Genomic DNA, 13302 nt, shown 5'->3' with positions numbered 1-13302 from the left:
CTTTAGTTTTCTATTACCACGCATTTTCCGTCCGCGATATCCTGCTCTACAGCTTTGTATTTGACATCGGTCTTGGTCGTGCCATTGGTGTATTGAACAGAGACTTTGTCATTTCTGCCATAAGATTTTTCAGACTTTCGAGGTGCCACTACCTGAGGTGCTGGTCTACCTGCGTTGGCAGCCGCTACTGCGGCTCTTCCTGCACCCGGATTTAGGCTACTGCCTACCTCTGCTTTGGAAGCTTGAACTTTAGGTTCGGCCGCACGCTGTGCTTGGGCCTGCTGTACCTGTTGCGGGTCCTGCTTAGGCAAATCAGCCCGAGTCAAGAAGGAAATCATGTCCTCGTTCAGCTTTCCGATAAAGCGCTTGAACATTTCAAAAGCCTCAAATTTGTAAATCAAAAGTGGGTCTTTTTGTTCGTAAACCGCATTCTGAACCGACTGCTTCAGGTCGTCCATATCCCGGAGATGTTCTTTCCAGTTTTGATCGATAATGGCTAGAGTCACATTTTTCTCAATAGCCCTGATCAATTCTCTGCCTTCGGACTTCAGCGTTGATTCCAAGTTGCAAACCACACCAATCTGCTTGATGCCATCGGTGATCGGCACCATGATGTCCTTTACGGTAGCTCCTCTTTCCTCAAATACCCTCTGGAAAATCGGAAGAGCAGTCTGCCTGATCAATTCATTTTTCTTGGAGTAGTTTTCAAAAGCCACCTTGTAAAGCTCCTGGGTCAAAGCCTCAGCACTTTTGCTTTTCAGGTCATTTTCAGAAATGTGATAATCTACCCCAATGGTAGTGAAGATGTTCATTCTCAGATTTTCGGTATCCTCTGTGGATTTACCCATCCCGATCAAGCTTTCGCAGACATCGAAAAGAATATTGAGGATATCCAACTCCAGCCGTTCGCCTTTGAGCGCATTTCTTCGGCGCTTATAAACCACTTCCCGCTGGGAATTCATCACGTCATCGTATTCCAAAAGACGCTTTCTGGTACCGAAGTTGTTTTCCTCTACCTTACGCTGAGCACGCTCAATGGACTTGGTAATCATGCTGTGCTGAATCACCTCGCCCTCTTCTAGACCCATTCGGTCCATCAACTTGGCGATTCGATCCGAGCCAAACAATCGCATCAGGGAATCTTCGAGGGAGACAAAAAACTGGGATGAACCCACATCTCCCTGACGCCCGGAACGACCTCTGAGCTGACGGTCTACCCGTCTTGATTCATGTCTTTCGGTACCGATGATGGCCAAACCGCCAGCCTTTCTTGATTCCGGGGTCAATTTGATATCCGTTCCCCGTCCGGCCATGTTGGTTGCAATGGTCACGGTTCCCGGTTTTCCGGCCTCGGCTACGATATCGGCCTCTCTGGCGTGTTGCTTTGCATTGAGTACCTGATGAGGAATTTTCTTCAGGGTGAGCATTCTGCTCAATACTTCGGAAATCTCCACAGAAGTGGTACCCACCAATACGGGCCTTCCGGCTGCGACTAATTCGTTGATTTCGTCTGTGACGGCATTGAATTTTTCCCTGACGGTCTTGTACACCTTATCTTCCCGGTCAGCTCGGATGATTGGCTTATTGGTAGGAATCACCACCACATCCAGCTTGTAAATTTCCCAGAACTCTCCAGCTTCTGTTTCCGCAGTACCGGTCATACCAGCCAGCTTGTGGTACATCCGGAAGTAATTCTGCAGCGTAATCGTGGCATAGGTCTGAGTAGCATCCTCCACTTTTACATTTTCCTTAGCCTCGATAGCCTGATGGAGTCCATCGGAATAGCGACGTCCTTCCATTACCCGGCCAGTCTGCTCATCTACGATTTTCACTTTGCCATCAACCAAAATGTACTCCGTATCCCGCTCAAACATACAATAGGCTTTGAGCAACTGGTTAACGGTGTGAATTCTTTGGGCTTTTACCCCATAATCCTTGATGACCTCTTCTTTTCGGATAAGTTTTTCTTTGTCATCCAGACTTTCGTCTTTTTCCAATTCGGCGATGACTACTCCGATATCCGGTAGTATAAAGAACGTCGGGTCTTCATTTTTGGAAGTCATGGCTTCAATCCCTCTATCGGTCAGATCGACCACATTGCTCTTTTCGTCAATGGTAAAAAACAGAGGCTCATCCGCCTCAGGCATGTTTCTCTTGTTGTCCTGGAGGTAGTAATTCTCAGTCTTTTGAAGAATCACCCGAATCCCCGGTTCGGAGAGGTATTTGATCAAGGGCTTATATTTTGGAATACCCCGATAAGCTCTGAATAGGGCCAATCCTCCTTCTTTTTCGTTTCCGTCAGCAATTTGCTTTTTGGCCTGTGCCAAAAAGCCCTGTACCAGTTTCCGCTGCTCATCAACCAAAGCCGAAACTCTTGGCTTCATCGCATCAAACTCATGCACATCTCCACGGGGAACCGGACCTGAAATAATCAATGGGGTCCTTGCATCATCGATCAAAACCGAGTCCACCTCATCCACCATGGCAAAGTGGTGCTTGCCCTGCACCAAGTCTCCGGCCTCACGAGCCATATTGTCCCGCAGGTAATCAAAGCCAAATTCATTGTTGGTACCGTAGACGATGTCTGACCCATAGGCTTTTTTTCTTCCCGGAGAATTAGGCTGATACTTGTCTATGCAGTCTACAGTGAGTCCATGGAATTCAAAAAGAGGGGCATTCCATTCGGAATCCCGCTTGGCCAGGTAGTCATTGACGGTCACCAAATGGACTCCACGACCAGATAGCGCATTCAAGAATGCCGGCAGGGTAGACACTAAGGTCTTTCCTTCCCCGGTGGCCATCTCGGCAATTTTGCCCTTATGCAGCACCATCCCTCCGATCAGCTGCACATCGTAGTGTACCATATCCCAGACTACCTCATTGCCTGCTGCCATCCACTTGTTGTGCCAGATGGCTTTTTCACCTTCGATGACTACATTGGATTTGCTGGCTGCAAGTTCTCGATCCCGAAGCGTAGCTGACACTTCCAGCTTTCCGTTTTCTTTGAATCTTCGCGCAGTCTCTTTCACCACTGCAAAAGACTGAGTCATGACTTCGTCCAGGACTTTTTCCAGCTCGGTATCCCTATCTTTTTCCAGCTTGTCGATCTGATTGAAGAGTTGATCTTTTTGCTGGATCGCATCTACTGGAAGACCTTCGATCTGAGCTCGAATCTCCACGATTTGATTATCGATGGATTTGAGCCTTTCATTGATCACTGACCGGATTTCTGTAGTTTTTGCTCTTAGCTCATCATCAGACAAGCGGCTTAGGCCTGAAAAAATCTCATTGATTTCTTTTACTCTTGGAAGCAGTTCCTTGATATCTCTGTCGGACTTGGTGCCGAATACTTTGGCCAATCCTTTTGCAATAAATTCTAGCATGTTTGTGTATTGAATCCCCAAATAGGGCTTTAAAATTAATTCCTTTTTATTAGAATTGATAATTAACCATCCGGTTCTACAGGTTTGGCGGAAGGCTTATTTTGCCGGAAAAGACCTGCTCAGCCGGGCCAATAAGCCAGATATTCTCAAAACCTCCTTTTTTCCCCATCTGGAATTTAACGGAAAGCTTTCCTCCCAGGGTGTTGATTTTGATTAAGTTTTGATTGTTTTTGGATCCAAAAGCTAAGGCCGCTGCAGTCACACCCGTGCCACAGGAGAGGGTTTCATTTTCCACTCCACGCTCATAGGTCCGAACGAATATTTCATCCTCAGCGAGCGGCTGAAAGAAATTGACATTGGTCCCTCCCGGAGAGTAGACCGAATCATAACGAATAGTTTTTCCTTTTTCGAACACGGGATAGGTATGAACATCCTCAACCAATCGGATATGATGCGGAGATCCGGTATTTACAAAGAAATCCTCCGCCATGCTTTCGATTGTATCAACATTTCCCATCAAAAGCTCCACTAGGCCTTCGGAAATTAAGGCTTCATGGGGACCATCGATTGCCAAAAACCGGGTCTTGGAAGAGATGATTCCGAGAAAGGAGGCAAAAGCTACTGCACATCTTGCTCCATTTCCACACATACTTTGGCTGCCGTCAGCATTGAAATAGATCATCTCAAAATCAAAATCCGGATGATTTCTGATCAGAATCAGCCCATCTGCACCTATTCCAAACTTTCGATCACAAAGCTGTCGCACCAGCCCCAGATTCTTTTCGTCAAATCGCCGACCTCGGTCATCGACCATGACAAAATCATTGCCCGTACCCTGATATTTATAGAAAGTGATTTCCATTGAGAAAATTTTAAATGGTCCAGACAAAAATTTGTCCAAGGACCAATCTGCCTACAAACATAACCAAGATGTCAGGAAATCGGACGGAATGTCTGATTATCAATTTTTAATCCTAGCGAGATTGCCTAATTTCAGGCATTGAATCTGTATTAACCTTATTATTTATATCATGAAAAATCTAGAAAACGGATTGAGCAGAAGGGAATTTTTATCCAACACCTCCAAAGCAGGTCTTGCGGTAAGTTTAGTAGGAACGGGCATCCTGAGTGCTTGCTCCGGTGAAGTGAAAGGAGACAGCAAGGCCATCTTGGTGACCAGTTTTTCTCAGACACCTCTAGCCTACGATTTCTCTGCGCTAGCTCCGCATATCGATGCCATGACCATGGAAATCCACTACACCAAGCATGCTGCCGGATATGCTAAAAATTTGGGCGATGCCATAGGGGAAGAAAATGTCGATACCAACAAGCCTTTGGAGGACCTTTTGGCCAATATTTCCCAGTATTCTACCAAAATGAGAAACAATGGAGGCGGGCACTTCAACCATGAATTGTTCTGGAAAATCATGTCTCCCAATGCAGGCGGGCAGCCAGAAGGGCAGCTTGCAGAGGCAATCAACAGCGCTTTTGGAAGCTATGAAGCCTTCGTCGAGCAGTTTGAGACCGCTGCAAAAACACGGTTTGGATCAGGCTGGGCTTGGCTAGTCGTAGGCGAGGACAAAAAACTCACCGTGGGATCTACCCCAAATCAGGATAATCCATTGATGGATATTTCTGATTTCAAAGGAACCCCTCTTTTAGGTATTGACGTTTGGGAGCATGCCTACTATCTCAACTACCAAAACAGAAGACCGGATTATGTGACAGCTTTCTGGAATGTAATCAACTGGAATACAGTGAGCGACCGGTATATGGCTGCTCTTTAAGCTGGAAAAAGCCCTTGGGAAAAGGCCGGTTTTCCGGTCTTTTTCATTTATTTCAAAACTCAAATCAACCTTAAATCATGCAAGACCCTAAGTCACTTACCTCAGTAGCCCTTTTTCATCAAACCTTCAAGCACCCTGTACTTCCTGAGCCTACGATTCCTTCCGAAACACGATGCAATCTCCGGGTTTCTCTTTTGTCTGAAGAACTCAAAGAATTGGAAGAGGCAATCGAAAACAAGGATCTGGTCGAAATCGCCGATGCCTTGTGTGACTTGCAGTATGTGCTCTCCGGAGCGATTTTGGAGTTTGGCTTGGGAGAAAAATTCAAGGCCCTTTTTGACGAAGTACAGCGCTCCAATATGAGTAAAGCCTGCAAAACGGAGGAAGAAGCAAAAGCTACGGTAGCTCATTACGAGGCAAAAGGCACTCCATGCTTCTACGAAAAGGAGGGGGACCTATATCTGGTTTTCAGAGAAGGGGATCACAAGACCTTAAAGTCAGTAAACTATTCCCCGGCAGATTTGAAGGGGATATTGGAGAGGTAAATTTCACTTCCTTGTCTGGAGAAAAATGGTCTTCTTCTTCAGGATTGCAAAATTAACCTTCAAACGTTTTGTTTTTTGATACCTAAAAAAGAAGGACCAATGAAGACTTGGTCCTTCTTTGAGAAATTATTTGGGTATGACGGTCACCTCAAGGGAATGGTAGACATTTCTTCTGGCTTCCAGTTCTTCGGTAAATTTTGTCACCCATTCATTCCTTTCGTCCCTGCTGTAAGTTTTCACAATTCTAATGCTTCCTACCCCCACTCGATAGATATAGGCATTTCCTTCTTTTTCCAAATCGGAGGCATTTTTATTTACAATATTTCCTCTGGTACCATCCTGTCGGATAAGCTGAAACTGAAAAGCTCTAGGTTCTACTTCTGTACTGAATTTGGCCTCAAATCCCCCGTTGGAAATAGTATACTCCACGCCAGTTGGAGACAGCGGAGTTTGTCTTTCGCTGACTGGCACCCAAATTTCCCAACTGGTTATGAATTGTATCTTATCCTCTATTCGGATGACTGCTACGTCTTGCCCGATTTTGGTGCGATTGGTGCCCTGCTTGATATATGTGCTCACTTTGACGGTATCGACTGCGTTGGTGGGAACGCTTCCTGCCTTGACTGAGGCAAAATACTTCACTTTGTTTTTGGAACTCGAGAAGCTTTTTCCTTCATGGATATCGTCGAATAGGTACCCAAATTTCCCGGTGGTGGACCATTCGTATTCGATCACCTGCCCGTCTGCTACAGAGGACTTGATAAATGCCGTCAGCTCCCGGCTGTTTTCAGGGGATACTTTTGATTCTCTTGGCTCCAAATTGGTTTCGATCTCCCGCGCCTTGATTTCGAAGACCTCCAAACTCCTGGAGCTTTGAATATCATGTACTTTTCTTGCGTAGTCAGCTCCCTTTAGCATGAGATCGATCGTGGTCAAAATCTTGGCCTTTCTGATGGCGCTTTGCTTGAAGTCTTCCAAACTAGGTTTGGGAAGATTAGCTGGGGCGTTTTCCCAAATCGTCTCTGCTGCTACCCGCGCCAAATCCTCAAGAAAAATCGAGCCGAACTGATTATAGCCGATGGTGAAAAAGTCCCTGACCGCCTCGGATAGCTCTCCGTTTTGTACTTTTTGGCTGACGCTGGGCATCTGGTCCAGATAGCCCGCGGTAGCGATGATCATCGCCTCCCAGAAATCCTGCTGTGTTTTGGGTGCTCCTGTATTCTTGGCTGCTGTGGCTTTGGCAGTAAGTCCGTCCGCAATCAAAGGCACGACAAAATCAAGGGTAAAGGTCAAAAGCATGAGTTTGGTCCGCTCGGAGATTTCAGCCTGATTGAGATTTTGTCCGCCTTTTCCCATACCGATGGCCCGTAACTGCCAAGTAGCTTCCTTTTCATTCAGATTCAAGGGAATCTCTATGGGATCGGTATTGACCCGAAAGGACTTCTCCGTATTGCCCAAGAGGTATTCATAGACCGTTCCCGAAAAGCTGGTAATTCCGGTGACCACGGGGATTTCCACGATTTTGTCCGCACTCTTCTGATTGCTTGATCCTGGAAATTCATTGATCGCTTCTTCTTTGCCTGACTCATCTATCCTTTTGGTCTTGTAGAGAAATCCCGTCGCCCGCCTTCTGAAGGTGTTTGCGATCTCAAACTGGCTCAATCCGATCTGGTATACTTGGATACCGCTTTTGATTTCCCCATCCACCAATAAGTCGGAGGCTTTTGTCTCCTCACTGATGCGGGCATCAGGAAAATTAGGATCCAATCCCTTAATCATTTCCCCTAAGAGTAGCCCAAGGTTGGGATCGGACAGGAAGTAAGGATCCTTTTCAAAAGCCTGATCCACTTGGGACTTCCACTCTGGCCAAATGGGAAAAGACTCTACTTCCGCAAAAAACCGAGGCGCAAGTTCAGGCTCGAAAAATGGCCCTCCAAGGCCCCAAAAAAGCAAGGTTTTGGCGGTGGTGCTTACGTCCAATTTTTGCTGATTTGCATCAATCACTCCAGCTAAAAGGAGTCGATCCTGCCTGTCCAGAAGATAGGCAAAAGCAGATTCGGAGGGAAATTTCATCACCTTCCCGGAGTTCTGCTCGTTCAGCGGACTGGATTTGTCCCAAGACCAAAGGGAAGCGCCGGTCAAATCAGGGCTTTTTCCCTCTGGAAATTCTACAGTCACGCTGTAGGTCTCCAATCCTGCCAAAGGATCTGGGTTTACGGGATCTTGGGGAAGGATGTCTTCTTCTGTATTGCAGGAAAGACAAAGGAGTGTGGCTAGAAAAATGTAGGAGAAAATTCTTTTTTTCATGATTTAAGAAGTTTAAAGAGGAATTAGGGTCTTATCTCCAAAGCAGATTGAGCCCAAAAGCAAACTGGAAGGTATCATCAGCGAAAATGGCCGGATGGGTGTATATTTCTTCATTCAGGGAAGAAATCTGCTTGCCGGTGACCAGATTGACTTCTATATCAAATGGCATTTTTCCGTCCGTGAGCTGGTAGGTCGGAATCAGGGTACCATAGCCCCAAGAAAAGCCGGCTCGATTACCGGTCACCCAGATATCCCCATCGGATTGAATACCCGAAGGACCTTTTTCGGTGAAATATCCAATCCTAAAGGCCAGTCTTTCGAAAAACCAAGCCTCTGCACCGACCCCAAAAGCGGTACTAAGCTCATGATCTGTATTATTTTCGGGGCCTCCCGGAAGGTAATCCTGAAATTGGAGATCGAGTCTAAGGTCAACTGCCTGAGCCCCGTCTCTAAAGTATGCCTTGCCAGAAGTAAGACCAGAACTAAGAGGAAGCTGGAAAGAGTACCCTGTACCCAGTCTGAGGATAATGGGCAAATAACTGATGGACATCCAGTCCTGATATTCCTGATTGGTCTCGCCATTGAAGAGGAAATTAGAGAGTGATAAGGCCCCAAAAAACTGCTGATTTCGGATCTTTTCAGACTTGAAAAAATTTACCCCTTTTTGGTATTGAGCCCCAAGACTTGGGATAAAGTCGGAATTGGTCTTTTCTCCATTTACTGCATTTTCCTGTATCATATTGGCACTGAGGCCGACCTGAAGGCCCTCCATAAGCTCATATGCAGCCAAAATGGAAATAGCCCGCTGAGAGAAGAAATCGGTGTCAAATGTTCCACCACCGATAATAGTCGTCCAAACGGGATCGGGATTCTGATAGCTGAAATAGGAAAGACCGACGGAGATTTTTTCTTTCAGCCTTACCGCCCCTCCTACGAAATAATATCTGGAATTTGGTCGATAAGAATGGCCGTTGGCATAGTTAGCGTAGGCCTGAATGGGAGCCTTTGAACTCCCGATGGCTGCAGGATTATAAAAGGAATTTTCGATTCCGGCTCTGGTCAGCGTATTGAAACCCATCCCCTGGGCTCGGGCACTGGTGGATTGATTGTTGTACAACCCAAAATAACCGGGAGGATAATAGTAGGTGGTTTGTGAAAAAACAGGATAGGACAAATAAAGCCCAAAGAGTAGAAAGAATAGCTTTTTCATAGACAAGTAAGTAGTGGTTTGCTTACTCATCGTGGGGAATTGAAAAAAGTCATCAAAGAATTTTTATAAAAAAGTCATTGGTGGAGAAAGGACTTACTTTATCACCAATGACTTTTCTACGTTCTGTGGCTATGCATTCTTAGCCGGGATCTTTCAACCGGATGACGACTTGAGCTTTGCCCACAAATTTAGAATTCACCTCTGCCGCAATTGCCGCACAATTGGGAGGTCCTAAATTTACAGGTCGGCTTTGGGTTTTGAAGGCTACGATGAAAGCCCTGTACTTTCCGTCTTCCTCTGGAGTTTTATTGGCACTCCAACTAGCTGTTTGGCCCAGAAAATTACCTCCTGGAGTCAAGTCTATGATTTTGGCTGTGTAGGAAATTGCATTTGGTTCGGGCTCCACCAGAAACTGTAACCTTGACCCACAGGTATAGAATTTATCCGAGTTGTTTTGGAAACTGGTGAGCGAAAGGTCTACCGTAATGATTTTGATATTATCTGAATTATCTATCTCGATATCCAGGGTCAATTCCTCGTAAAGAAAATACTCTCCATCTACTGCTGATTTCTCATAAATTCTCGCCTTGACCGTCTCCCTTCCTTTTTCTGTGTCCTCATCTGTCACTAAATAATTGATCCAGTTTTCATCGTAGGTGGTGATGACGGTCCCGTTTTCTGCAAATTTCACTAAGCGCCCGTGTTTACCCTCGGTGGTCCACACCACCTTTTTCCCTGTGAAATCTGCGTCTCGTTGATTCACTGGCTCGATATAGAGTTTGGCTGTATTTATCTGATCTTCCTTGCCGGAAAGTACTAGACCTCCCGGTTTCAGGATATAGGTGCTCTTTTTCAGATTGAGGACAGTAGTGTCCCTACCTATGAGCTGATTTTTGTAATAAGCCTCCACATAGACGTATTCGAAGTTGTTTTCTTCAGGGAGATCTGAGGCGCTGGTCTCGGAGTAATAAGTGATTTCTTTGTCCGAACTGTCAAATGACTTGCCCTTGTTACCTTTTTTGTCCTGGATGTAGCCGTATTTTCCAGAAGTGCTCCATTTGAAATAGGGGAAATTATCGCCCCCTTCTTCTTCTAAATTTTTGATTTCGGCTTTGATCTCTTTGTTACCTCGGCTGGAAACCGTTGCCTCTGCGGGAAGCAGACTGACTTTGGCAGAGCGGGCTGTGACTGTCCATTCCTCAAACTGACGGGAATTTCTAAAATCCAGACCAATTCGAAGAAAATCTCCTGCCAAAAGGGCTGAATTCAAAACTTTAAGGACTCTTCCTGCACTTTCAAAAACCTCATCATATTTACTGGCGTCTACTTTGGGAAAATCCTTCACGTAGTCTTTTCCAAATTCAGTCATGATGTCAAAGCCTGTGAAAGCCAACTCCTTAAAACTAGATTCAATTAGGCCTGTTTCCACTTTTTCGATTCCTTTTTTCAAGGCAGCAGCATATTGACCTTTTTTTATTTCCTCATAAACATCGGGGCTAGCCTTTAAAAACAATTCAGTCTTTTCGATAAAAGCCTCAACTCTCCCATTTTTGATATCAATCCCACCTTCTTTTAGATCTCCCTTGTACCCAAAAATCTCCATGATGAGCGGGAACATAAAATCAATGGCAAAAGTCTCCACTTCCAGCCGGGTCAATTTGAGGAACTCTGCTTCGGTTTTTGGATTGGTCGAGCTTATTCCTGGGCCTACGATATGCAGCTTATACTCAGCCTCACTTTCCTTATCTTCCAAAGGCAAGGATGCTGGACCACTTGTTTTCGCTGCTATTTCCGATTGTGTATTTTCCACCAGGCTGCCCAATATCCCTGTTAAAGAATTGGCAGCTGAGGCTGGGTCAATGGGAAAATCCTCTTTGGCTGGTGTACTGCCTCCTAAGTTGGTTATAAGAGTTGTTTTCACCCCGGATTCATCCTTTGAAGATACTTTGTACAGGAAAGCATGCGCTCTTCTTCGATAGGAATTGGTAACGGAAATTTTTCCTAGGTCGCTTTCAAAAACCTGAATACCGCTTTTGATATCTGCCGCATCTACTTGAATATCGGATACTTTGGCTCGGATATCCAATTCATTGGGTTCGGGCATGATTTGCTTTAATACTTCCTTCAATGGCTCAACAAAAATCCCCTTGGAAAGAATGAGTGGATCTTGCTTCCATAATCCTTCAAATTCTTCTCTCCAGGAAACTGCGGGAGAAATTTCATCTATTTTGGCAAAGAAACTTGGGGCATTTTGTCCGGGAATTAACCATAGGCGGCTTCCTTGGTACAATAACACATCCGCTGTGGTCTGAGGAGACAGTTTATTTTGATCACTCGAAAGGTACCCCATCAGAACTATTTCCCCATTTTTATCCAAAAGAAAGGTAACACTGCCTTCGCCGGGAGTTGCTATTGCTTTTACCTTTCCCTCACTTCCAACAGGGAATCTTTCTCCAAATGAAAGCAATTCCGCCCCAGTTAGGTCCAAAGAGCTTCCCTCGGGCAAGACAATCTGAACATCTTGAGTTTGATAATTTACGGGCGGGTTTTCTCCTACAGGGGGAGTGGTCGGATCGGTAGGATTTGCTGGCTCGGTGTCTTCCTGACAAGAAATAGTCAAGGTCGCCAAAAAGAGGAAAAGTAACTTTTTCATAAGACAAGTAAGTAGTGGTTTGCTTACTCATCGGATGGTCTTCAAAAAGTCATCAAAAGTGCAAAGATTATTCTTGAATTTTTTGCAATAGCTCCTGAGCCTCTGGCTTTTCCAAATTAGACAAGATGAGTTTAGCCGCTTCCATTTCTCCCTTCTTCAGATAAATCAAGGCAAGATACCAGCTGGCATCTTCCTTGAATTCAGAGGAATCTTCATCGGCTACCTGCTTCAAAAGTTCTTGAGACAAAGGGTAATTTTCCATTTCCAGATGAGCCATAGCCACAAAATACAGCAGCGTGTCATCGGCAGGGTCCTCTTCTAGAAGGAGCTCCCATCGTACCAAAGCTTCCCTATATTTTCCTTCTTTAAAATCCACCATCCCCCGGTCAAATTCATATGAATCTGAGCCCGACATGGCAGTAATCAATCCCGGGTCGGTCTGGTAGTAGGCCGCAAAAAGTTTTTCATTGGAACTTTGGAAAACGCTCTGAAATCCCCACCAACCTACTAGAATCAGGGCAATGGTTGCCGCAACGGCCAAAATCCATCTCGGAAAAGGATAGGTTTTGGATGGGCTTTTTCCTATTACTTCCTCATGGATTTTTTCAAGCTCTGCTATGACCAAGATAGACTCCAAGTCTTCCCGAAGCACTTTTATCTGCTCCACCTTGATCAACCAATCCGGATCCTCATTTTCCAATACCTTCACCTCTTCCCGCTGACTGTCAGATAAAGTGCCCTCCAGCCATCCTTCGATGAGTTCGTATTCGGCCGGGCTGATGTTTAGGTTATTTTCCATTAGGGTTTCATGATTTTGCGGAGAGTCTCCATGCAGCGGTATTTGTTGTTTTTGGCGGTCTGTGCAGTCCAGCCAAAGTTTTGGGCAAGTTCGGGAAGGGATATTTTTTCAAAATAAAACTTCCTCAGTAACTCCTGACAGTTTTCCCCAAGCTGAGAAAAGGCCTTTTCCATCAGAGTTAATTGTTCTTCCTGATCCCCGGTTTCTTGTTTATCTGATCTTTCGATAGGAAATCCACTCAGAGATTGCTCTTTTTTGAAACGACTGGATCGGAGAAAGTCCAACCATTTATTTTTTGAAATCTGATAAAGAAATCCCTGAAGCGCAGTGCTGTTTTGGGGTTGGAAATCTCCGGATTTTACCTGCTGCCAAACTACCAAGAAAGCTTCCTGAAAAATATCCTTTGCCTGATCCTCATCTCCATTGTTTTGCAAAAGATAGCTTCTGACTTTGGGAAATATGTCTTGATAAAGCAAGGTCATGATTCTTCGATCATTTTCTCTGATTCCGCTGATGAGTTCTTGCTGCGATAGGTGATTGAGAGAATCTTTTGGCATAGCTTGCTAATTGCCAAAAAGATACAAGTAAATCTATTTTATCCCAAGGATAGCAGGGCAG

The 13302-nt window shown here is 45.2% G+C and carries 9 protein-coding genes; 2 read left to right on the top strand and 7 right to left on the bottom strand.

What is annotated here, in order from left to right; all coding sequences use genetic code 11:
* Positions 1–2 precede the first annotated feature (2 nt).
* Positions 3–3383: a preprotein translocase subunit SecA gene (gene secA / locus AAA942_RS10960; protein ID WP_338220313.1), complete on the bottom strand. Its 3381-nt coding sequence runs from the start codon at positions 3381–3383 to the stop codon at positions 3–5.
* A 76-nt stretch (positions 3384–3459) separates the two neighbouring features.
* On the bottom strand, positions 3460–4245 hold the full coding sequence (dapF, locus tag AAA942_RS10955; RefSeq protein ID WP_338220312.1) for a diaminopimelate epimerase: 786 nt from the start codon (positions 4243–4245) through the stop codon (positions 3460–3462).
* A gap of 169 nt (positions 4246–4414) precedes the next feature.
* Between dapF and AAA942_RS10950 the strand changes: the two genes are divergently transcribed.
* Together AAA942_RS10950 and AAA942_RS10945 are read left to right on the top strand one after the other, a co-directional pair.
* A complete protein-coding gene (locus AAA942_RS10950; RefSeq protein ID WP_338220311.1) occupies positions 4415–5170 on the top strand; it encodes a superoxide dismutase in 756 nt (251 codons plus the stop codon).
* 77 nt (positions 5171–5247) lie between these two features.
* Positions 5248–5715, top strand: a complete 468-nt coding sequence (locus AAA942_RS10945) for a nucleoside triphosphate pyrophosphohydrolase family protein (protein ID WP_338220310.1) — start codon at positions 5248–5250, stop codon at positions 5713–5715.
* Positions 5716–5841: 126 nt separating this feature from the next.
* Here AAA942_RS10945 and AAA942_RS10940 read toward each other — a convergent pair whose 3' ends face one another.
* From AAA942_RS10940 to AAA942_RS10920, 5 genes are all read right to left on the bottom strand, one after another.
* Complete coding sequence (locus AAA942_RS10940; protein ID WP_338220309.1) at positions 5842–8022, bottom strand: hypothetical protein; 2181 nt, start codon at positions 8020–8022, stop codon at positions 5842–5844.
* Positions 8023–8053: 31 nt separating this feature from the next.
* Positions 8054–9262, bottom strand: coding sequence for a hypothetical protein (locus tag AAA942_RS10935; protein ID WP_338220308.1), 1209 nt, complete (start codon positions 9260–9262; stop codon positions 8054–8056).
* Positions 9263–9371: 109 nt separating this feature from the next.
* Positions 9372–11885, bottom strand: a complete 2514-nt coding sequence (locus AAA942_RS10930; protein WP_338220307.1) for a hypothetical protein — start codon at positions 11883–11885, stop codon at positions 9372–9374.
* Positions 11886–11952: 67 nt separating this feature from the next.
* The gene (locus AAA942_RS10925; RefSeq protein WP_338220306.1) at positions 11953–12684 is read right to left on the bottom strand and encodes a tetratricopeptide repeat protein; all 732 of its coding nucleotides are present in this window, start codon (positions 12682–12684) and stop codon (positions 11953–11955) included.
* Entirely contained in the window at positions 12684–13241 is a 558-nt protein-coding gene (locus AAA942_RS10920; protein ID WP_338220305.1) for an RNA polymerase sigma factor, read from the bottom strand. Before AAA942_RS10920 ends, AAA942_RS10925 begins: the two co-directional genes overlap by 1 nt.
* Between the last annotated feature and the right edge of the window lie 61 nt (positions 13242–13302).

It is taken from the genome of Algoriphagus sp. oki45 (genome assembly GCF_036245605.1).
Taxonomy (GTDB): domain Bacteria; phylum Bacteroidota; class Bacteroidia; order Cytophagales; family Cyclobacteriaceae; genus Algoriphagus.
The sequence above is the reverse complement of the archived record's forward strand: the minus strand, read 5'-3'. Positions and strand labels throughout refer to the sequence as shown.